The 19,871-nt window shown below is 68.8% G+C and carries 18 protein-coding genes; 4 read left to right on the top strand and 14 right to left on the bottom strand.

The window, feature by feature from the left end:
- Positions 1–8 precede the first annotated feature (8 nt).
- The 3 genes from ITJ62_RS05935 to ITJ62_RS05925 form a co-directional block, all read right to left on the bottom strand.
- On the bottom strand, positions 9–1,157 hold the full coding sequence (locus tag ITJ62_RS05935; RefSeq protein ID WP_194600054.1) for a cupin domain-containing protein: 1,149 nt from the start codon (positions 1,155–1,157) through the stop codon (positions 9–11).
- A 20-nt stretch (positions 1,158–1,177) separates the two neighbouring features.
- Positions 1,178–2,158: an ester cyclase gene (locus ITJ62_RS05930; RefSeq protein WP_194600053.1), complete on the bottom strand. Its 981-nt coding sequence runs from the start codon at positions 2,156–2,158 to the stop codon at positions 1,178–1,180.
- Positions 2,159–2,307: 149 nt separating this feature from the next.
- Positions 2,308–3,309 carry a LacI family DNA-binding transcriptional regulator gene (locus ITJ62_RS05925; protein ID WP_228497845.1) on the bottom strand — a complete coding sequence of 334 codons (1,002 nt, stop codon included), beginning with the start codon at positions 3,307–3,309 and terminating at the stop codon, positions 2,308–2,310.
- A 149-nt stretch (positions 3,310–3,458) separates the two neighbouring features.
- Between ITJ62_RS05925 and hisD the strand changes: the two genes are divergently transcribed.
- Genes hisD through ITJ62_RS05910 form a run of 3 tightly spaced genes read left to right on the top strand, consistent with a single transcriptional unit; the run spans position 3,459 to position 6,282 of the window.
- Positions 3,459–4,787 carry a histidinol dehydrogenase gene (hisD, locus tag ITJ62_RS05920; RefSeq protein ID WP_194600051.1) on the top strand — a complete coding sequence of 443 codons (1,329 nt, stop codon included), beginning with the start codon at positions 3,459–3,461 and terminating at the stop codon, positions 4,785–4,787.
- Positions 4,784–5,542, top strand: coding sequence for an SDR family NAD(P)-dependent oxidoreductase (locus tag ITJ62_RS05915; protein WP_194600050.1), 759 nt, complete (start codon positions 4,784–4,786; stop codon positions 5,540–5,542). Before hisD ends, ITJ62_RS05915 begins: the two co-directional genes overlap by 4 nt.
- Entirely contained in the window at positions 5,539–6,282 is a 744-nt protein-coding gene (locus tag ITJ62_RS05910; RefSeq protein ID WP_370581842.1) for an HpcH/HpaI aldolase/citrate lyase family protein, read from the top strand. The genes ITJ62_RS05915 and ITJ62_RS05910 overlap by 4 nt, the downstream gene beginning before the upstream one ends.
- On the opposite strand, the gene ITJ62_RS05905 is transcribed toward ITJ62_RS05910, so the two are convergent.
- From ITJ62_RS05905 to ITJ62_RS05880, 6 genes are all read right to left on the bottom strand, one after another.
- Positions 6,273–6,977 carry an alpha/beta fold hydrolase gene (locus tag ITJ62_RS05905; protein WP_370581841.1) on the bottom strand — a complete coding sequence of 235 codons (705 nt, stop codon included), beginning with the start codon at positions 6,975–6,977 and terminating at the stop codon, positions 6,273–6,275. The genes ITJ62_RS05910 and ITJ62_RS05905 overlap by 10 nt on opposite strands.
- Before the next feature lie 11 nt (positions 6,978–6,988).
- On the bottom strand, positions 6,989–7,873 hold the full coding sequence (locus tag ITJ62_RS05900; RefSeq protein ID WP_085511550.1) for a carbohydrate ABC transporter permease: 885 nt from the start codon (positions 7,871–7,873) through the stop codon (positions 6,989–6,991).
- On the bottom strand, positions 7,870–8,742 hold the full coding sequence (locus ITJ62_RS05895; RefSeq protein WP_159453361.1) for a carbohydrate ABC transporter permease: 873 nt from the start codon (positions 8,740–8,742) through the stop codon (positions 7,870–7,872). The genes ITJ62_RS05900 and ITJ62_RS05895 overlap by 4 nt, the downstream gene beginning before the upstream one ends.
- A 76-nt stretch (positions 8,743–8,818) precedes the next feature.
- Positions 8,819–9,922 (bottom strand): ABC transporter substrate-binding protein, encoded by a 1,104-nt coding sequence (locus ITJ62_RS05890; protein WP_370581853.1) that lies wholly within the window; start codon positions 9,920–9,922, stop codon positions 8,819–8,821.
- A 304-nt stretch (positions 9,923–10,226) separates the two neighbouring features.
- Positions 10,227–10,463: a hypothetical protein gene (locus ITJ62_RS05885; protein ID WP_194600047.1), complete on the bottom strand. Its 237-nt coding sequence runs from the start codon at positions 10,461–10,463 to the stop codon at positions 10,227–10,229.
- Positions 10,464–10,590: 127 nt separating this feature from the next.
- Entirely contained in the window at positions 10,591–12,309 is a 1,719-nt protein-coding gene (locus ITJ62_RS05880) for a bifunctional 3'-5' exonuclease/DNA polymerase (protein WP_194600046.1), read from the bottom strand.
- A 217-nt stretch (positions 12,310–12,526) separates the two neighbouring features.
- Here ITJ62_RS05880 and ITJ62_RS05875 point away from each other — a divergent pair, with 217 nt between their 5' ends.
- Complete coding sequence (locus ITJ62_RS05875; protein WP_064294105.1) at positions 12,527–12,841, top strand: YbjQ family protein; 315 nt, start codon at positions 12,527–12,529, stop codon at positions 12,839–12,841.
- A gap of 91 nt (positions 12,842–12,932) precedes the next feature.
- Here ITJ62_RS05875 and ITJ62_RS05870 read toward each other — a convergent pair whose 3' ends face one another.
- From ITJ62_RS05870 to ITJ62_RS05850, 5 genes are all read right to left on the bottom strand, one after another.
- Positions 12,933–14,654 carry an ABC transporter ATP-binding protein gene (locus tag ITJ62_RS05870; RefSeq protein ID WP_194600045.1) on the bottom strand — a complete coding sequence of 574 codons (1,722 nt, stop codon included), beginning with the start codon at positions 14,652–14,654 and terminating at the stop codon, positions 12,933–12,935.
- A complete protein-coding gene (locus tag ITJ62_RS05865) occupies positions 14,651–15,775 on the bottom strand; it encodes an ABC transporter permease (protein WP_194600044.1) in 1,125 nt (374 codons plus the stop codon). Before ITJ62_RS05865 ends, ITJ62_RS05870 begins: the two co-directional genes overlap by 4 nt.
- A 2-nt stretch (positions 15,776–15,777) precedes the next feature.
- The gene (locus ITJ62_RS05860; RefSeq protein WP_194600043.1) at positions 15,778–16,851 is read right to left on the bottom strand and encodes an ABC transporter permease; all 1,074 of its coding nucleotides are present in this window, start codon (positions 16,849–16,851) and stop codon (positions 15,778–15,780) included.
- Positions 16,852–16,975: 124 nt separating this feature from the next.
- Positions 16,976–18,604, bottom strand: coding sequence for an ABC transporter substrate-binding protein (locus ITJ62_RS05855; protein ID WP_194600042.1), 1,629 nt, complete (start codon positions 18,602–18,604; stop codon positions 16,976–16,978).
- A gap of 241 nt (positions 18,605–18,845) precedes the next feature.
- Positions 18,846–19,865: a D-2-hydroxyacid dehydrogenase gene (locus ITJ62_RS05850; RefSeq protein ID WP_194600041.1), complete on the bottom strand. Its 1,020-nt coding sequence runs from the start codon at positions 19,863–19,865 to the stop codon at positions 18,846–18,848.
- Between the last annotated feature and the right edge of the window lie 6 nt (positions 19,866–19,871).

Raw genomic sequence — 19,871 nt, 5'->3', positions numbered from 1 at the left:
GGAGCGGGTCAGTCGTCCTCGGTCGCCGTCAGCATGACGCCGAGCGGAGCGAGGTAGCCGTTCGGGTCGATCGTCCAGTCGGCGTCTGCCGCGGCCGACACGACCTCGGGGGCCCATTCGAGCGTGACCCGATCGTCGCCGCCGTTGATGACGAGGATCTCGCCCGCACCGGTGTCGCCGCCGTCGACGCAGACATAGGAGCGCCAGCTGCCCTGCGGCACCGAGAAGGAGTCACCGGCGCCGATCGTGACGGTCGTCGACGGGTCGCCGTTCAGCGTGATGTCCCAACGCCCCGACTTCACCAGGAGCGCCTGCGTCTGGTCGTGGCGGTGCCGCAGCACACCCTGGCCGGACGCCGCGCGCACCCAGGCGAGGTTGAAGGAGTGCGGCTCGTGGATCGACGGGACCTGCCGACGGTTCTCCGACATGCCGTAGCCGATGACGAGCGCGAGGTCGGCCGCACCGCCCTCGACCGCGGTGCACAGCAACGCGGAGGAGGAGTAGACGCGGTCGCCGGGCTGGACGACGCGGGATCGCAGTTCCTCGACGGAGTAACTCGTCAGCTCGTCGATGTACCGCTGCTTCATCGGGGTGATGAGCGCGACGTCTTCGGGCAGCTCGTCACCCGCCACGGTGTCGATCAGCTGGTTGTCGGCCGTGAGGTGGAGCCCGTAGGACTCGGCCTCCTTGAGGACCGACGGCCCCCAGATGATGCCGCCGGTGACATCGCGGCCGAGCACCGTGTACAGGATGCCCTCGTCCGGCCCCTCGTTGGTGAAGCCGCGGAAGATCCAGGTCGGGATGGAGATGACGTCGCCGTCGTGGCTGACGTACTCGCCCTCCGTGCCGTCCACGCCCCAACGCAGGCGGAACTCGCCGCCCAGGTTGATGAACACCTCGGCGGTGAAGTGCAGGTGCAGGTTGTTCGAGATGCCGTTCGGCATGCCCGCGGCACCGGTGTTGAAGCCGTGGTTCTCGGTGAGGTTCACGACCTGGTTCGGGTTCTGCGAGACCCCGGCGCCGATGAAGGCGTAGTTCTCCTTGCGGTCCGACCCCGGCGTCCGGCAGTCGATGAAGGCGGCGTTGCAGGCCACCCAGTCGGAGCGCCGGATGGTCCGGCGCTCGATCTCGCGCGTGTCGACGATGACGTCGCTCATGGTGATGCTCCTTCGGTGTGTCAGTAGATGTTGGACGGCCCGACGGGCTCGTCCCCTCGTGCGGCGGCGATCTGCGCCCGTAGGGCGATGTCGTCCCAGAGCCGGACCTCCTTGACGATGGCCCCGTTGTGCAGCGTGAACTGCGAGATCCCGAGCAGGTCCACCGGCTGCCCGGTGAGCGGACCGTAGTTCGGGACGCCGGTGTAGTCGCCGACGAACTTCCAGGTGACGGCCACCCGGTGTCCGGCGTACCGGACGTCGTAGTGCGCCTGGATGTCGCGGATCTCGAACCGGCCACCCGGGAAGGACTCCAACAGGCGCAGCAGCGCGCGGCGGTACCCCTCGGGCCGGATGACGATGCGGTTCCCCACGGTGAGGAGGGTGAGGTCGCGCTCGAAGAACTTCTCGACCTTCTGCAGGTCCCGCTCGTTCCAGATGGTCTGGATCATCTCGAGGACGGTGCTCACCTCGGCGTGGTGGTCGTCGGGACGCGGACCGGAGTCGCCGACGGCGATCGGGTCGGCGGGCGCAGCCTCGGTCCAGGAGCCCTGATACCCGCGGAACGCCTGCACCCTGGCCAACTCCTCGACGTCGACACCGTGGAGGAGCGCGCCGGCGAGGGTGTCGCGGACGACCCACTCCTCGACCATGCGGCCGCGGCGGTAGAGACAGTTGGCGATCGTCCGGCTGTACTCGGAGGTCTGCAGATGCCCGGAGAACACGAGGTGCGAGCTCAGGAACGCGTCGTCGCCACGCGCCTCCCAGATCACGTCCTCGGCCTGACCGGTGCGGTCGGGGGTCGCGGAGATGCGCATGAGCGTGCCCTGGATGACCTCCTCACGCGTCGTCGACGTGCCGTAGGCGCCGTGGACGATCGAGTCCGGCTCGTAGTTGTCCCGGATGAAACTGATGGACCGATCCACCCAGATGAGGTCGGTGACCTCACGGATGAAGTCGTCGGGATCCTGGTACGGCCGATAGGCCACCGGGTCGAGAGGCATGCAGGTCACTCCTTCGTCGTCAGCACCCGCCGGTCTTCGTCTGGACCGACCAAGCGGTAGATGCAGTGTATGCGTATGCACAACGCCATGCAAGAGGCTGACCGAGAACACACGGTGTCATAGCCGTGGAGCGGAGAACGGCGCCGAACTCAGCGCGCGGGACCGAGGGTGCGGCGACCGTGGAACGACGAGGCGAAGACGGCACGCTCGAGCTCGGCGTCCGGGTGTTCGATCCGACGGACGACCAGGTCGGCGGACGCGCTCGCCATGCCGGCGATGTCGAATCCGACGGTCGCGAGGTCGATGATCGGCCAGGCGGCCTCCGGCAAGTCGTCGAAGCCGACGACGGACAGGTCCTCGGGCACCCGGAGGCCGAGCCGATGTGCGGCGTTCAGGGCACCGTAGGCGACGACGTCGTTCCCGCAGAACAGCAGGGTCGGCGTGGGCTCTCCGCCGGACTCCAGCAGCTCTCGAGCCGCGACCTCCCCGGCCGCGGAGGAGTAGGGCACCCGCCGCACCAGGCGCTCGTCCAGCACGATGCCATGCTCGCCGAGCGCGGCCCGCAACGCCTGCTCGCGGTGTTGCGCCGTGCTCGTATTGCTCGGGCCGAGCACGGCGCCGACGTTCCGATGCCCCAGGTCGACCGCCGCCCGGACCGCCTCGCGGTATCCGGGAGCGGCGTCGACCACGGTCGCATCGGCGTCGACGAGCGATCCGGTGCGGTTGAAGTACACGAACGGGAGACCCCGGTCGCGCAGCCGCAGTGGCGCCGCGGAATCGATCGTGGTCGTGGCGAGGATGACGCCGTCGAGTCCATTGGCGAGCAACCGCTCGACGATCGTGTCGTTGTCGGCCGTCTCGGTGTGGAGCATGAGCTGATATCCGAGTCGCTCGAGCTCGCGATGCACGGGCGCGATGATGTGCGAGTAGAACTGACTGTCGAGATCCGTCAGGAGCATCCCGATGCGTCGCGTGCGCCCCGACGAGAGCGCTCGGCCGGCCTCGCTCGGGATGTAGCCGAGAAGCTGCGCGGCCTCGCGGACGCGCTGCTTGGTCTGCTCCGAGACGCGGATGTCGTCGCGGAGCGCCCGCGAGACGGTGGGCTGGGAGACGCCGGCGAGTCGCGCCACGTCTCGGCTGGTCACGACCATCGGGTACCTCCGTGCGTCCGTCCTTCCGGAACCGCCTGTGGAAGGCGACCGATGTGATCGGTTCCGGAGTCCTTCGGATTGTACCGCCTTGACCCTCTGTGCATACGCGGGCATACTATTGACATACGTATGCAGTCAAAGGAGACGGGATGCCCCTGCACTTGAAGAGCGCGCCGACGAAGACCTTCGCCGACACCGCACAACTGGATGTCGCCGAACGCGTGCGCGGCATCATCGGCGACGTCCGGACCGACGGCGACGCCGCGGTCCGGCGCTACGCCGAGCAGTTCGACGGCTCGAGCCGCGACTCGTACCGTCTGTCCGACGAGCAGGTCGACGAGATCATGGCGACGCTCGACCCGCAGGTCATCGCCGACATCGAGTTCGTGCAGGCACAGGTCCGCCGCTTCGCCCAGGCGCAGCGGGACTCGCTCGTCGACATCGAGGTCGAGACGCTACCAGGCGTCCTCCTCGGCCAGAAGCACGTGCCCGTCCAGGCCGCGGGCGCATACATCCCCGGCGGCAAGTACCCGCTCACCGCGTCCGCCCACATGACGATCATCACCGCGAAGGTCGCCGGCGTCCCGCGGGTGGTCGCCTGCACGCCACCGATCCGCGGAGAGATCCCCGCGGCCACGATCGCGGCCATGAAGCTGGCCGGGGCGGACGAGATCTACCTGCTCGGCGGTGTCCAGGCCGTCGCCGCGATGGCCGTTGGTACCGAGTCGATCAGCCCGGTCAACCTCATCGCCGGGCCGGGGAACGCCTACGTCGCCGAGGCCAAGCGCCAGTTGTTCGGCGAGGTCGGGATCGACCTGTTCGCAGGTCCGACCGAGATCCTGATCGTCGCCGACGAGCATGCGGACCCGTTCTTCACCGCCGTCGACCTGCTCTCCCAGGCGGAGCACGGCCCCGAGTCACCAGCGGTCCTCGTGACGACGTCGCAGACGCTGGGCGAACAGGTGATGGACTGGATCGAGCGCCTGCTCCCCGGGATGCCGACGCGTGACTACGCCGAGCCGGCCTGGCGGGACTGGGGACAGGTCATCGTCGCCGACGACCTCGACGAGGCCTACCGCATCGCCGACAGCCTGGCGTTCGAACACGTCCAGGTTTTCACCGAGCGCCCTCGGGAAGCCCTGACCCGGATGCACGACTACGGCGCGCTCTTCCTCGGCGAAGACACCTGCGTGTCCTACGGCGACAAGGTCATCGGCACGAACCACGTGCTCCCCACCCTCGGCGCGGCCCGCTACACGGGTGGGCTCTGGGTCGGCAAGTACCTGCGGACCGTGACCTACCAGGAGATCGTCGAGCCGTCCTCGTCGGCAGACCTCGGCGAGGTCTGCGGACGAGCGGCCCGCGTCGAACTGTTCGAAGGACACGCGCGCTCCGGCGATGCCCGCGTCTGGCGACACCGCGGAACGGACTTCCCGTGGATCGACGAGGCCCACACTGCCGGGACGGACGCGCCGTGACCGACCTCCGTGGCCGCACCGCGCTCGTTACGGGTGGCGGTAGCGGTCTCGGCGCGGCGATCGCGACGTCGCTGCACGCGGCCGGCGCCGACCTCGTCCTGGTCGGGCGGGACGAACAGCGGCTGCAGGCGGTGCGGGACCGGCTGGGGGGTCGGACCCGCACCGCCGTCTGCGACGTCGCGTCGCCCGCGTCCGTCGACGAGCTCCGCGACTCCCTCGCCGACACGGAGGTCTCGATCCTCGTCAACAACGCCGGCGTCCCGGGCCCGGTCGCCGCGCTCACCGACATCGAGCCGGCGGACTGGGACGAGGTGTTCGCGGTCAACGTCCGCGGCACCTACCTGCTCTGCCGGGCCTTCCTGCCGGGCATGACCGCTCGTGGCGACGGCGACGTCGTCAACATCGCATCGGTGTCCGGCAAACGGCCGCTCGCCCACCGCACGCCGTACTGCGCCTCGAAGATGGCCGTCATCGGCCTCACGTCCACCCTCGCCTTCGAGGTCGGCCCGGCCGGCGTCCGGGTCAACACCCTCTCCCCCGGCCCGGTGAGCGGGCCCCGCATGGCACGCAACTTCCGGCTCGAGGCCGAACGCTCGGGGGCGAGCGTCGAAGCCGCCGAAGCCGCCTTCGTCTCCCGGGCCGCACTCGGCCGCATGGTCACCGAGGAGGAGGTCGGCGCCGCCGTCCTCGCCATGCTCGGGATGCCGGGTCTCTGTGGCTCCGACGTCGACCTCTCCGCGGGGATGATCGCGTGAGCGCGTCCCTCCGCGAGCGCGCCAGGCGCGGAGATCGGCTGCTGGGCGTCCTCCTGCGTATGCCCGCCGAGGAACTCGTCGAGATGGCGGCGGTCGCGGGCTTCGACTTCGTCCTGATCGACACCGAGCACGGACCGGCCGACGTGGTCGCCCTCCGACAGCACATCGCGCTGGCATCGATCCACGGCGTCCCGGTCATCGTCCGAGTCGCGGAACACGACACCGCCCAAGTGCTGCGCATCCTCGACCAGGGCGCCCAGGGCATCGTCGCGCCGCACCTCGACTCGGCCGCCGACGCCGCAGCCGTCGTCGATGCGGCGATGTACCCGCCGGTCGGATCACGCGGCTTCGCCACCTACAGCCGTGCCGGACGCTTCGGCTTGACCCCACCGGAGGAGCACAGCCGGTGGTTCCTCGAGCACACGCTCCTCATCGGCATGGTCGAGTCACCCGCCGGCGTCGCCGCGGTCGGCGAGATCGTGGTGACCCCGCGACTCGACGGCATCCTGGTGGGGCCAGCGGACCTCGCGGCGTCGAGCGGACCGGAGGATCCGTCCGTCAGCGACTCCATCGCCGCCGTGCATGCGGAACTGGCCCGGTCCGGCGCCCTGCGCATGGACATCGTCGGCACCCGGGCGGCAGCGGCGGAGTCCTTCGCCGACGGGGCCGGCCTCGTCGTCGTGAACCTCGCCCACGCCCTGATGGCGGAGCTGCGCGGCTTCGTCGCCGGTCAGCGCTGACGCGGCCCTCCCGCCACCTCCGCCAACCAGGTGTCGAGCACGGCTCGCACCGCATCGGGGCGTTCGAGGGGCGGGAGGTGTCCGGCGTCGACGGACACGAGCCGTGCACCGCGGACCGCGGCGGTGATCTCATCATGGAACGCGCGTGGGCAGATCGGATCGGCAGCCCCGGAGACCACGAGCGTCGGCAGATCGAGCGCGGCGAGCCGGTCGAGCAGTGGCCGCCGGCTGAGCTGTTGCGCGAGCTGCGCGTCGAGCTCATCCGCCGTCGTCTGCGCACCCATGCCGAGCACGCGATCGGTGAGGTCGGGTCGGCGCCGTCGGACCGGTGCCTGCAACAGCGATGGCAGGATCTCTCGTTGCAACCCCGCCGGAGTCTCGCCCGTCGCAAGCCGCTCGCGCCAGGCCCGCCACCCCTGTCGCTGCGCCGCGGTCGGCGCCCTCCCGTTCACCGACATGACGCAGAGCCCCGCCACCCGGTCCGGTGCGGCCAGGGCCGTCTCCATGGCGATCACCCCACCGAGCGACAGTCCGGCGATCACGAAGCGCTCCGGGAGGCCGTCGAGCAGCTCCGTCACCTGCCGCGCGACCGACCGCTCGGCGAGCGGCCATCGGATCGAACCCGGTACGTCGACCTCGGCCCAGAGGTCGTCGCTGCAGTTCATCCCGGGAAGCAGGACGAGCGGTGGTCGCACGGCCGACCCGGTCACCCCTTGACGGCGCCGTCGCTCAGGCCGGCGACGAGGTACTTCTGTGCGATGAACGCGATCACGACCACCGGGATGGTGAGCAGCATGGATGCGGCGCCGGCCTGCTGCAGCATCGGAAGGGTCTGCCCGAGCTGGGTCGCAATGAACACCGGCACCGTCTTCGAGGACGAGTCGGTGAGGACCAGCGCGGTGAGGTACTCCTGGAACGCGAAGAGGAACACGAAGATCCCGGCCGTGAGGATGCCCGGACCCATGAGCGGGATCATGACCCGACGCAGCATGCCGATCCGGCTGCACCCGTCGATCATCGCCGCCTCGTCGAGCTCGCGCGGGATCTCCGCGAAGAAGTTCCGGAGGAGCCAGATCGTGAACGGCTGGTTGATGGCGACGAGGGCGAGCGCGAGCGCGAAGGTCGTGTCGTAGATGCCGAGCGACTTGCTGATGTCGTACATCGGCAGGACCACGGCGAAGCGGGGAAGCGCGCGGAAGACGAGGGCGAGCACCAGCAGGAGTGCGGAGACGTAGCTCGGGAACCGCGAGAGCGCGTAGGCCGCCGGGATGCCGATGACGAGCGCGAGGACCGTCGAGACCACCGCCACGACGAGCGTGTTCACGAGGTAGTCGGCGAAGTAGGTCGTCTGCCACAGGTCGACGAACGCCTGGAGGGTCGGCGTGTACCCAGAGAACACGGGCGGGTTCGCGAAGGCGACGTCGGTCGGCTTCGTGACCGACAGGGTCATCCAGATGAACGGACTCAGCATGAGGACGCACAGCAGGCCGAGCAGGATGCCGGTGAGCGGCCGCCGACGAGTCGGCTTCCGGCGGGGCGCTCCGCCGGTGGTGATCGCGCGGGTGGAGAGGTCGAGCGGCTTGATGGTCATCGTTCGGCCTTCGCTTCCTTGAAGATCCCCCGGATGAACGGGATGAGCATGATGAGGATGAGGAGGATGGTGAGCACGTTGATCGCGCTGCCGAGACCGAGACGCTGGGCACCGTCCGCGAAGGCGACCGAGTAGACGTAGAGCATGATCGACTCGTTGCCGATCGACTGCGCCTGCGGCGACAACGGGATGAGGTTGTCGAACATGCGGAGCACGTCCATGATCGTGATGAGCGTGACGAAGCCGAGCACCCCGCGGATCGTGGGGATGATGACGTGCAGGTGGGTCTGGAACGAACTCGCGCCGTCGATGCGGGCCGCCTCCTTCAGCTCGGACGGCACCCCCTGCAGACCCGCCAGGATGATGAGCATCGCGAACGGGATCATGCTCCAGACGGTGTTGGCGATCACGAGGATCCCGTTCGGCACCTGATCGGTGAACCAGAGCACCTGATTGCCCGTGAAGGCCTCGATGATCCGGTTCGCCAACCCGCCGAAGCTGTCGTCGAACAGCCAGGAGAACGCCACGGCACCGACGAGGTTCGGCAGCACGTAGGAGACGAGCATGATGCCGAGGACGAGCGGTCGCGTGATGGTGAGGCGGTTCACCGCCGTGGCGATGATGTACCCGCCGACCAGCAGGATGATCGTGGTGACCACCGTGACGCTCACCGTGAAGAGCACGGCGCGCCCGAACCGGACATCCGTGAGCGCCTCCACGAAGTTGGCCAAGCCGACGAACTCACCCGGTACGCCGTAGCGGACCTGCTCGAAACTCCACTGCACCGTCCGCACGAGCGGCAGGACGAGCAGCGCCCCCATCACCAGCAGACTGGGGAAGAACAGCACCCAGAACTCGCGTGTCTTCATCGACATCCCTTCTCGGAGACGGTGCGGCCCGGACCGTTCGTCCGGGCCGCACCCATCGGATCCTGCACTCGGTGGATCAGCCGGCGATCTTCTCGCCGGCGGCCTGCATCTGTGCCAGGCCGTCGTCCACGGAGAGGTTGCCGTTGAGCACCTCGACGAGGATCGGACGGATCTCGTTGGTCATGTCGGCCAGGTAGGGCGACACGACGGGCGGCATGGCCGAGTCGATCGAGTCGTTGGCGGCCGCCCCGTACGGCGAGTTCTCGTCCGTGACCATGTCGGCGCGAGCCGGATATGCGGCCGGGACTGAGGCCTTGGACGCCTTCTCGCTGACCGCCGACGCCATCATCGTGAAGAGCATCTTCTTGTCGAGCTTCGTATTGAAGGGGATCGACCAGCCGTCGATGGACAGGCGGTTGTAGGAGTACGGCGCGTCCGCGGTGAGCTTCGGAGCCCCCGCGAAGCCGAAGGAGTCGGACAGCTTCGAGTTGGCCGGCAGCGTCAGGTCGTTCATCCGGCCGGAGAACATGATCGACATGGCCGCCGTCCCGTTGAACATCTGCTGCTGCACCTTCGGCTGGTCGAAGGTCGTGACCTGCGGGTCCATGTACGGCTTGAGCGACAGCATCGCCTCGAGCGCCTGCTTGGCCTCAGGGGTGTCGAGGGTGACCTCACCGTCGGCGGACACGAAGTCCGCACCCAGGGAGTTCATCGCCGCCTGGTAGCTGGTCGACACGTCCGCGGTGGCGAGCCACGGCAGGGCGATCGGGTACTCCATGACGCCGGCCTGCTTGATGGCCTCGGCTGCCGTGATCATCTCGTCGAAGGTGGTCGGCGGCTTGAGGCCGAGGTCGTCGAAGACGTCGGTGCGGTAGGCCGTGACGAACATCTGCGCCTGCATGGGCAGGGCGTAGAGCTTGCCGTCGTAGGACATGCCTGCGCGCATCGACTCGCTCAGGGCGTCGAGGTCGTACTCCTCGGCGAGCTCGTCGTAGAGGTCGTCGAGTGGCACGAGCTTCCCGTCCTCGGCGAGGCCGGGGATGACGAAACCGTACGTCTCGATGATGTCGTACGTGCCGGTGTCGCCGGCGAGCGTCGCGGTCGTCTTCGTCACCTGTCCGCCGAAGTCGATCGGGTCGTGCTTCAGCGTGACGTCGTCGGTGGAGCAACTCGAAACCATCGTGTCCGTGAAGGGGTCGATGGCCGACGAGTTGTAGGCGAGGACGTTGACCGTGGTCTTGCCCTCGGGAGCCGTGTATCCGCACGACACCGTTGTCGCATTCGCGTTGCCGGTGCGACTGCCCGCGCCACAGCTGGTGAGGGCGAGAACGCCCACGGCCGCCAGTGCGATGATCGGTGTCGCCCGATATCTGATGAGTACCATGCGCTGATGGTATACGTATGCAGTGGACTTAGGGAAGCCTTATTCCACGGGCCATATGCGATTGAATACGTATACGGCAGGTGGGGGCCCGGGGCGGTTGTCATCCACCTGCGCCTGCCGGCGCGAGGAAGGCCGCGGCGAGCATCGCGGCCGTCCCGCCGATGCAGATGGTGCCGATCACGGAGGCCCCCAGGAAGATCCCCACGACGACGACCCAACCGGTCACGCAGCCGATGACCGTCCCGCCGGTCTCCAGCACCCTGGTCAACGACTGGCCACTCTCCGACTCGACGACGGTGCTGGCGATCGGGCGGGTCGAGACGTGTTCGACGGTCATGGTGCATCCTTTCGACGGTGATGCACCCATCCCACCCCGCGGCCTGTTTCGACAGCGTCAAGCCCGCGAACGGTCACTTCGGAACAGTGCGGGCCGCGCACACCCGCATCAACTGACAGTTCGCGGGCTACTTGGCGTCGGCGTAGGAGGTGACGACGGCGGTGGTGACCGGGAACTCGACCGGCGCGGTGCCGAAGATCAGGCGGCCGGCCTCTGCAGCCGCCTCACGCACGAGGGCGACGACCCGCTCGGTCTGGTGCTCGGGGCAGTGGACGACGATCTCGTCGTGGAGGAAGAAGACGAGGTGGGCCGACTCGGTGAGCGCTGCCGCCGGACCGACTGTCTCTGCGGCGAGCGCCTGCAGCCGTGTCCGGAGGCCGGCCATCCAGCACAGCGCCCATTCGGCGGCGGTGCCCTGCACGACGAAGTTGCGGGTGAAGCGACCCCAGCTGCGCGCCTCCATGCGGGCGCGCTGGGTCGCGGCGGCGTTGGCGCCCTCCATCGACGCGGCCGACTGGATCTCCCGCCAGGTCTCGCCGGGCAGCGGTGAGGTACGTCCGAGCCGGGTGCTGACCCGTTCCCCGCGCTCTCCTGCCCTGGCGGCCGTCTCGACGAACTCGATCGCGCGCGGGAACGCGCGTGTGAGCCGGGGCAGGAGGCGCCCGCTCTCCCCCGTCGTCGCGCCGTACATGGCACCGAGCATCGCGATCTTCGCGTGTGGTCTGGTGTCGACCGCGCCGACGTCGACCATGCCCTGGTAGAGGTCGACGCCGCGTCCGGCATCGGCCATCGCGCGGTCGCCGGACATCGCCGTGAGGATCCGTGGCTCGAGCTGCGCGGCGTCGGCGACGACGAAACGCCACCCCTCGTCCGCGAGGACGGCGCCGCGGACCTGGTGCGGGAGCTGGAGTGCACCGCCGCCGTCGGACGCCCAGCGGCCGGTGACGACCCCGCCGGGCACGTAGGTGGGGCGGAAGCGTCCGTCCTTCACCCAGGTCTCGACCCACGTCCAACCGTTCGCGGTGAGGAGGCGGGACAGCTTCTTGTACCGGAGCAGCGGCTCGATGACGGGGTGCTCGATCTCCTGCAACTCCCACTGCCGGGTGGAGGTCGCGTTGATGCCGGCACGCTGGAGGGCCTTGAGGAGTTCGCCAGGCGACTCGGGGCTGAGCTCCTGCACTCCGAGGGCGGCCTTGACCTCCTCGAGGACCGCGGCCAGCTTCGCCGGACGGACACCGGGCGGCACCTTGGGGCCGAGGGCGTCGGCGAGTATGCGGTCGTGGGCCTCGGCGTCCCACGGGAGACCGGCGAAGGTCATCTCCGTGGCGATGAGGGCACCGGCGGACTCGGCGGCGAGGAGGAGTCCGAGCTGCGAGCGTCCCTGCGGTGTCGCGCCGTCGACGGCGTCACGCTGGAGCGTGAACTCGGCGACGGGATCGCGTTCGCCGCCCGGGAGGTCGAGGTCGAAGAGGGTCCCGACCGCCTCCGCGCGCTGGGCGACGCGTGGGTCGAGGACCTCGTCCCACGGGCCGGCCGGAGCCGACGCGAGGGCGGAGTCGGCGGTGAAGGCGGCGTTGCGGAGGAGGTTGTGGGAGAGCCGGAGATCGACGCAGCGCGCGACGCGGACACCCGCGGCGAGGAGCGCCGGGTACCAGAGCGTCGTGTCGTCCCAGACCCAGCGCGGCGGATTCGGCTCGGCTTCGAGACGCCGGACGAAGGCCGCGAGGTCGGCGCGCGGCATGGTGGTCTCGGAGACCGGAGGTGGCTCGCCGGACGGAGTGGGGCGGTCCTCGAGGTGCACGACGCGCACGCGGGCGCCGTCGAGCTGCTGGAGGACGATGTGCACCACCCCAGTCTGCCGTCACCCGCCGACCTCGCCCGACGCGACCTCTCGCTGGAGACACGAGACCCGGACGGAATCACGGATTCCGTCCGGGTCTCGTGCGGGCAGCGCAGGGACGGAGCGGGGGTGGGCTCGCTGCGCGGCAGGCACGGCCAAGCAGTCCGCGAAGACGGGACATCCCCCCCTATGGGGGCGGGCTCAGCGGTGCCAGACTGCGAACATGCTGATCTCGACGATGAACGATGTCCCCGGCCGCCAGGTCACCGAGGTGCTGGGCGAGGTGACCGGACTCACGGTCCGTGCACGCAACGCGGGCGTGCAACTCGGCGCCAACTTCAAGGCACTGCTGGGCGGTGAGCTCTCCGGGCTCACCAAGCAGCTCGCTGAGAGCCGCGAGGAAGCGAAGCAGCGACTGATCGAGGCGGCCACCGCGCTCGGCGCCGACGCGGTGCTCGCGATGCGGTTCGACGCGGCCGAGGTCGGCCAGAACTACCAGGAGGTCGTCGCCTACGGCACCGCCGTCAAGCTCGGCTGAGGTCACACACCACCGCTTGGTAACAGGAGAAGCGCCTGAGGGCAGGACCGAACGCGACGTTCGATCCTGCCCTCGTGCAGATCTCCTGCTGTCAGGCGCGGAGGCGCTTGAGTTCCTCGCGTCGCACGGCCTGCTCGGCCGGGTCTGGCACGGGGAGCGACGCGAGGAGACGACGCGTGTAGACGTCGCTCGGCGCACCGAGCACCGCTGAGCCGGGCCCCTCCTCCACGATGTCGCCGCGGTACAGCACGACGATGCGGTCGGCGAGGATGTCGACCACCGCGAGGTCGTGGCTGATGAACAGCGACGCGAACCCGAACTCACGCTGCAGCTCGGCGAAGAGCTCCAGCACGCGGGCCTGCACGGACACGTCGAGCGCCGAGGTCGGTTCGTCGGCGACCAGCAGTGCCGGTTCGAGCGCCAACGCCCGCGCGAGCGAAGCGCGCTGCCGCTGCCCTCCGGAGAGCTCGTGCGGGAACCGGTCGCCGAACGCCTTCGGCAGCTGGACCGCCTCGAGGAGCTCGTCCACCCGACGCCGGGCCGCCCGTGCGTCGCCGAAGCGCCCGTGCACGATGAGCGGCTCCGCCACGCACTCCGCGATCGTGAGCAGCGGGTTGAAGCTCGTCGCCGGGTCCTGGAACACGAACCCGATCTCGCGGCGCTTCGGAGCGAACTCGCGCTCCTTCACCCGGTTCATCTCCACACCGAGCACCGACAGCGAGCCGCCGGTCACCTTGGTGAGCCCGGCGATCGCGCGGCCGATCGTGGTCTTGCCCGACCCCGACTCCCCCACCAGGCCGAGCACCTCGCCCGCGTGGATCGTGAAGTCGACGCCCTTGACCGCCCGGAACCCGGCACGGCCGAAACGACCCGGGTACTCGATCTCGAGGCCCTTCGCGACCACCACCGGCTCACCAAGCTGCAGCTGCTTGCCGCGTTCGACCTCGGCCGGCGCGGAGCTCTTGCCGCGGCCGACGTGCGGCACCGACGACAGGAGCTTCTTGGTGTACTCGGCCTTCGGTGAGGAGAACAGCTCCTGGACGGGAGCCTCCTCGACGATGTCGCCCTGGTACATGACCACGACGCGGTCGGCGAGGTCGGCGACGACGCCCATGTTGTGGGTGATGAGGACGATGGCCGTCCCGAACTCGTCGCGGCACCGACGCAGGAGGTCGAGGATCTCCGCCTGCACCGTGACGTCGAGCGCGGTCGTCGGCTCGTCGGCCACGATCAGTCCGGGGTCGAGCACGAGCGCCATCGCGATGACGATGCGCTGCTTCTGCCCGCCGGAGAACTGGTGCGGGAAGTAGTCGACCCGCTCCTCCGGCTCCGGGATGCCGACGCGACGCAGGATGTCGATGGCCTTGGCCCGCGCCTCGGCCTTCGTGTACGACCCGTGCGCGCGGAGACCTTCGGCGATCTGCCAGCCCACCTTGTAGACGGGGTTGAGGGCCGTCGACGGCTCCTGGAACACCATCGCCGCGTCGCTGCCGCGGATGGACCGCAGCTGCTCCGCCGACGCAGTGACGACGTCCTGCTCGGTCGAACCGTCGCGGGAGCGCAGGACGACGGCACCCGAGGCGGTCGCCGTCTCCGGGAGCAGACCGAGGATGGTCTTGGCCGTGACCGTCTTGCCCGAGCCGGACTCACCGACGATCGCGACGATCTCGCGCGGTGCGACCGACAGCGAGATGTCGTTGATCGCCTTCACCGCGCCGGCGTCGGTCGAGAACGAGACCCCGAGGTCGCGGATGCTGACGATGTCCGTGGTGCCCAGGTCGCGTGGACCGGTGGTCGGCGTCGACTGGCTCATGAGCGCTCGTCCTCTCGTCGGTTCTCCAGATCGCTGTCCGCCGCGGCGTCGCTCACGGCGCCCAGCGACTCGGCGTCCATCATCCCGGCGCCACCGGGGCTGTCGGGGGTGCCACCGGTGGTCGTGATGCTCGACGTCGCAGCAACCGATCCACTCGATGCGCCGACCCGACGACGGCTGCGCAGACGCGGGTCGGACAGGTCGTTGAGGCTCTCACCGACGAGCGTGATGCCGAGCACGACGAGCACGATCGCGAGACCGGGGAACAGCGCGGTCCACCAGGTGCCGCTCGTGACGTCGGAGACGGACCGGTTGAGGTCGTAGCCCCACTCGGCGGCCGCGGTCGGCTCGATGCCGAACCCGAGGAAGCCGAGCCCCGCGAGCGTGAGGATGGCCTCGGAGGCGTTGAGGGTGATGATGAGCGGCAGCGTCCGGGTCGCGTTCCGCAGCACGTGACGGAACATGATGCGGGAGCTCGACGCACCGATGACCTTCGCCGACTCGACGAACGCCTCGCTCTTGATGCGCACGACCTCGGAGCGGATCACCCGGAAGTACTGCGGGATGAAGACCACGGTGATCGAGATCGCGGCGGCGAGGATGCCACCCCAGAGGCTCGACTGGCCGCGGCTGATGACGATCGACATGACGATCGCGAGCAGCAGCGACGGGAAGGCGTAGACCGCGTCGCACACGACCACGAGTACGCGGTCGAGCCAGCCGCCGAAGTACCCGGCGACGAGGCCGAGCAGCACACCGACGAAGATCGACAGGATGATCGCGGACACGATGACGAAGAGCGCGGTCTGGGCGCCCCAGAGCACGCGGGACAGGACGTCGTACCCACCGACGGTCGTGCCGAGGAGGTTCGTCGCGTTCGGCGCCTGCTGCGTGCCGAACGAACCGTCGTCGCCGCGCAGCTGGTTGTAGCGGTACGGCGCGACGAGCGGCGCGAGGATCGCGATGAGCACGAACACGCCCGTGACGACGAGACCGATGACGAGCATCGCCCGCTGCAGCCCGACCGACTGGCGGAACTGCTTCACGACGGGCAGGCGGTCGCGCAGCGGACGCTTCGCGGGCGCGGTCTGCACGGCGGTGGTGGCTGTCGGAGCACTCATGCTCAGTACCTCACCCTCGGGTCGATGATCGCCGCGATGATGTCGACGATGAAGTTGGTCAGGGCGACGATGACGGCCAGCAACGCGACGATCCCCTGGACGGCGACGAAGTCACGCGCCTTCAGGTACTCGCTCAGCATGAAGCCGAGGCCCTTCCATTCGAACGTCGTCTCGGTGAGGACTGCACCCGCGAGGAGGAGCGCGATCTGCAGGCCGATGACCGTGATGATCGGGATGAGCGCCGGACGGTAGGCGTGCTTCGTCACGAGCCGGAACTCGCTGACGCCGCGCGACCGGGCCGCATCGACGTAGCCGGAACCGAGCGTGCCGATGACGTTGGTGCGGACCAGCCGCAGGAAGACGCCGGCCGTCAGCAGGCCGAGGGCGATCGCCGGGAGCACCGCGTGGGCGAGGACGTCGCTGATCGCCGTCGGGTCGCCGAGGCGGATCGCGTCGATCAGGTAGATGCCGGACGGGTTCGAGATGGTCTGGAGCGTGAGCTCGGTGCCGGTGCTCGCCCGACCGGCGACCGGGAGGATCCCGAGCCAGACGGAGAAGATCAGCTTGAGCAGCAGGCCGGCGAAGAACACCGGGGTGGCGTAGCTGAGGATGGCGAAGACGCGGAGGCCCGCGTCCTGCCAGCGGTCGCGGCGGGCGGCGGCCAGCATGCCGAGCGGGATGCCGACGATGAACGCGACGACGAGCGCGTAGATCGCGAGTTCGAGGGTCGCGGAGCCGTACGTGAGGAGGACCTCGATGACCGGCCGGTTGTCGGAGATCGTCGTGCCGAAGTTGCCGACCGCGATCTGTCCGAGGAACTCGAAGTACTGGATGAAGATGGGCCGGTCGTAGCCGGCGGCGCTGATGCGTTCCGCGAGCTGATCGGCCGGGAGTCGGCCTCCGAGCGCCGCGGTGATCGGGTCACCGGTCAGGCGCATCAGGAAGAAGACCATGGTGACGAGGATGAACACCGTCGGGATGATCAACAGGAAGCGGATGACGAGGTACCGCCAGAGTCCGCCACCTCCGGAACGTCTGGCCGCCTTGGGGGGTGGGGTTGCGACAGCTGCCGTCATTGCAGTGGATCCTCCTCGATCACCGACTCGGTAGAGCCCGGACAGACGATCGGGGCGGCTCTGTGGAGCCACCCCGATCGCGACGTCCGACTCACCATAGTCGGATATCAGTTGGTCAGGCTACTCAGCCCTTGGTGATGGGCGCGTAGCGGAACTTGAACGACGCGTCGAGGACGGTGCCCTCGACGTCCTTGCCGACGACGGCCACCTGAGCGCCCTGGAGCAGCGGGATGGTCGACAGGTCCGCCGCCTCCGTGTCCTGGATCTGCTCGATGAGCTTCGTCCGTGCGTCGGCGTCCGTCGTCGAGCGCTGCTCGTTGATCAGGTCGTTGACGGCCGGGTTGTCGTAGTGGTTCGCGAGGAAGTTGTCCGTGGCGAAGAACGGCGACAGGTAGTTGTCGGCGTCGGAGTAGTCCGGGAACCAACCCAGCTGGTAGGCCGGGTAGACGTCCGTCGTGCGGTCCTTGGCGTACTGGACCCACTCGGTCTGCTGCAGGTTGACGGTGAACAGGCCGTCGGCCTCGAGTTGGTCCTTGATGAGCGCGTACTCGTCGCCGGAGCCGGAACCGTAGTGGTCACCGTTGTACTGGAGGTTGAGCGCGACCGGAACGGTCACACCGGCTGCCTCGAGCGTCTCCTTGGCCTTCGCGGCGTCGGGGCCGCCGTCGCCGTCGCCGTAGAGGCCCTTGAGGGACTCGGTGGCACCGGTCAGGCCGGCGGGCACGTAGGAGTAGAGCGGGGTGTACGTGTCCTTGTAGACGTCCTTGGCGATCGCAGCGCGGTCGATCAGGTCGGCAGCGGCCTGGCGGACGGCGAGCGCCTTCGCCGGGTCGGCGTCAGCGGTGGTCGCTCCGTAGGGCATCGTGTCGAAGTTGAAGACGAAGTAGCGGATCTCGCCACCGGGGCCGTCGACGACCTTGACGTTCTTGTCCTTCTTCAGGTCTTCGATGTCGGTCGCGGAGAGGCTGCGCGATGCGACGTCGATGTTGCCCTGCTTGACGTCGAGCTTCAGGTTGGACTCGTCGGTGTAGTACTTCACGTTGACGGTGTCGTTCTTCGCCTCGCCGAGGAGGCCCTGGTAGTCGGCGTACTTCTTGTACGAGATGAGCTCGTTGAACTTGTAGCTGTCGATCGTGTACTGACCGGCGAACGCCTTGCCCTTGACGATGTCGTTGTCGGGCGTGACCTCGGTGGCGGAGAAGACGTCCTCGTCGACGATCGGGCCGACGGGGCTCGAGAGCACCTGCGGGAAGGTCTGGTCGTTCTCGGTCTTCAGCGTGAAGACGACGGTGAGGTCGTCGGGCGCGTCGGTCTTCTCGAGGTTGCCGAGGAGCGACGACGGGCCGTTCTCGTCGGCGATGGCGAGCTGACGGTCGAAGCTGAACTTCACGTCGGACGAGGTGAGGTCGTTGCCGTTGGCCCACTTGAGGCCTTCCTTGAGCTTCACCGTGTACTCGGTCGGCGAGGTGAACTCGGCCGACTCGGCGATGTCGGGCTCGACGTCGGGGCTGTTGTACGGCGTGTTCAGGAGGAAGGGGAAGACCTGGTTCATGACGGCGAAGGAGCCGTTGTCGTAGGATCCGGCCGGGTCGAGCGTCGTGACCTTGTCGGTCGTGCCGATGACGATCGTGCCGCTGGCACCGCTGCTGGAGCCGCTGCCACCGGCGGCGCAGCCGGCGAGGGCGAGGGCGGTGATGGACAGACCCGCGAGCGCGACGGCGCTCTTGCGGAATCCACTACGTGGGGATGACATTGATGTCGACCTCATTTTCTGTGTGTGAGAGACGGCACGGCTGTGTGCAGGTTCTTCGCACGTGCTTGTAGAGGATTACAGCACGCTCCGAACAAATCCCTCAAACCGAGAAGGCTTCCGGTGCAGATTCGTTACGAGCACGAAACGTGCGCGAGCGACATCTGTAGCGCAACGACCGCGCGTTTCGCCAGGTTGGGACGCCGCCGAGATACGGGTCCGATCGCCGGACATCCGGGGTTCGTCAGTACCCGCGCTCGGCGTCGAACCGGTTCAGCAGCGGCTCGCCCGCTCGATACCGGGCGAGGTTCTCGATGAACAGTGCCGTGAGCGTCGCGTTCTCGCTCTCGACCGTGGACGCCGAGTGGGGCGAGATGAGCGCGTTGTCGAGGTCCCAGAGCGGTGAGTCCTGGGGCAGCGGCTCCTCGCGGAAGACGTCGAGCGCCGCGCCTCCGAGCTTGCCCGAGCGGAGCGCCTCGATCAGCGCGTCCTCATCGACGACCGATCCGCGGGAGATGTTGACGATGGCGGCACCGTCGGGCAGGAGCGCGATCCGGTCGGCGCTGATGAGGTTCTCGGTCTCAGGAGTGAGCGCCGTGCAGAGGACGAGCACGTCGGTGCCCGGCAGCACCTCGTCGAGCCGGTCCACATCGCTCAGCTCGACGCCGTCGGGGAGCTCATAGGTGCCGCCGACCCGACCCACCGCGGTCACCCGCGCGCCGATGGCGTCGAAGGTCCGCACCACGTTCGACCCCATGCCGCCGACGCCGACGACCGTGACACGCATCCCGGCGAGCTGCCTGGTCGTGTAGCGCTCGAACCGGCGCTCACGCTGCCGGCGCTGGAGGAACGGAACGCCCTTCACGACGAAGAGCGCTCCGGTGAGGGCGAACTCGGCGAGGGGGACGGCATGCACGCCGCCCGCCGTCGTGACGGTGATGCCGCTGCGGTCGAGTCCGGTGCGACGCATGAACGCACCGATGCCGGCGCTCGTCGCCTGGATCCATCTCAGGTTCGGGGCGCGCTCCGGCAGTGCCGCCGGGTCCTGCCAGTCGAAGTCGAACGCGACGTCGGCCCGGGCGAGCAGGTCCGCCCACCGTCGCTGGTCCGCTGCGGACAGCTCGGGTGCCGGCCCACGGTGATCGGCGACGTACTGCGGGACCGCGATGAGCCTCGGGTCGTACAGCACCTCGACATCGGGGTGGGAGGCACTGATCGCCTCGACGTGCTCAGGCTCGAGGTGGCTCGCGATGAGGATCCGCATGATGGT

Source organism: Plantibacter sp. VKM Ac-2876 (assembly GCF_015350715.1).
Lineage (GTDB): Bacteria > Actinomycetota > Actinomycetes > Actinomycetales > Microbacteriaceae > Plantibacter > Plantibacter auratus.
This window is presented reverse-complemented; position numbering and strand designations above follow the sequence as displayed.

Coding starts and splice junctions, on each gene's coding strand:
- ITJ62_RS05855 (WP_194600042.1), bottom strand. CDS start 18,604: ATGTCATCCCCACGTAGTGGATTCCGCAAGAGCGCCGTCGCGCTCGCG.
- hisD (WP_194600051.1), top strand. CDS start 3,459: ATGCCCCTGCACTTGAAGAGCGCGCCGACGAAGACCTTCGCCGACACC.
- ITJ62_RS05870 (WP_194600045.1), bottom strand. CDS start 14,654: ATGAGCCAGTCGACGCCGACCACCGGTCCACGCGACCTGGGCACCACG.
- ITJ62_RS05865 (WP_194600044.1), bottom strand. CDS start 15,775: ATGAGTGCTCCGACAGCCACCACCGCCGTGCAGACCGCGCCCGCGAAG.
- ITJ62_RS05925 (WP_228497845.1), bottom strand. CDS start 3,309: ATGGTCGTGACCAGCCGAGACGTGGCGCGACTCGCCGGCGTCTCCCAG.
- ITJ62_RS05895 (WP_159453361.1), bottom strand. CDS start 8,742: ATGAAGACACGCGAGTTCTGGGTGCTGTTCTTCCCCAGTCTGCTGGTG.
- ITJ62_RS05875 (WP_064294105.1), top strand. CDS start 12,527: ATGCTGATCTCGACGATGAACGATGTCCCCGGCCGCCAGGTCACCGAG.
- ITJ62_RS05900 (WP_085511550.1), bottom strand. CDS start 7,873: ATGACCATCAAGCCGCTCGACCTCTCCACCCGCGCGATCACCACCGGC.
- ITJ62_RS05860 (WP_194600043.1), bottom strand. CDS start 16,851: ATGACGGCAGCTGTCGCAACCCCACCCCCCAAGGCGGCCAGACGTTCC.
- ITJ62_RS05930 (WP_194600053.1), bottom strand. CDS start 2,158: ATGCCTCTCGACCCGGTGGCCTATCGGCCGTACCAGGATCCCGACGAC.
- ITJ62_RS05890 (WP_370581853.1), bottom strand. CDS start 9,922: ATGGTTTCGAGTTGCTCCACCGACGACGTCACGCTGAAGCACGACCCG.
- ITJ62_RS05850 (WP_194600041.1), bottom strand. CDS start 19,865: ATGCGGATCCTCATCGCGAGCCACCTCGAGCCTGAGCACGTCGAGGCG.
- ITJ62_RS05935 (WP_194600054.1), bottom strand. CDS start 1,157: ATGAGCGACGTCATCGTCGACACGCGCGAGATCGAGCGCCGGACCATC.
- ITJ62_RS05885 (WP_194600047.1), bottom strand. CDS start 10,463: ATGACCGTCGAACACGTCTCGACCCGCCCGATCGCCAGCACCGTCGTC.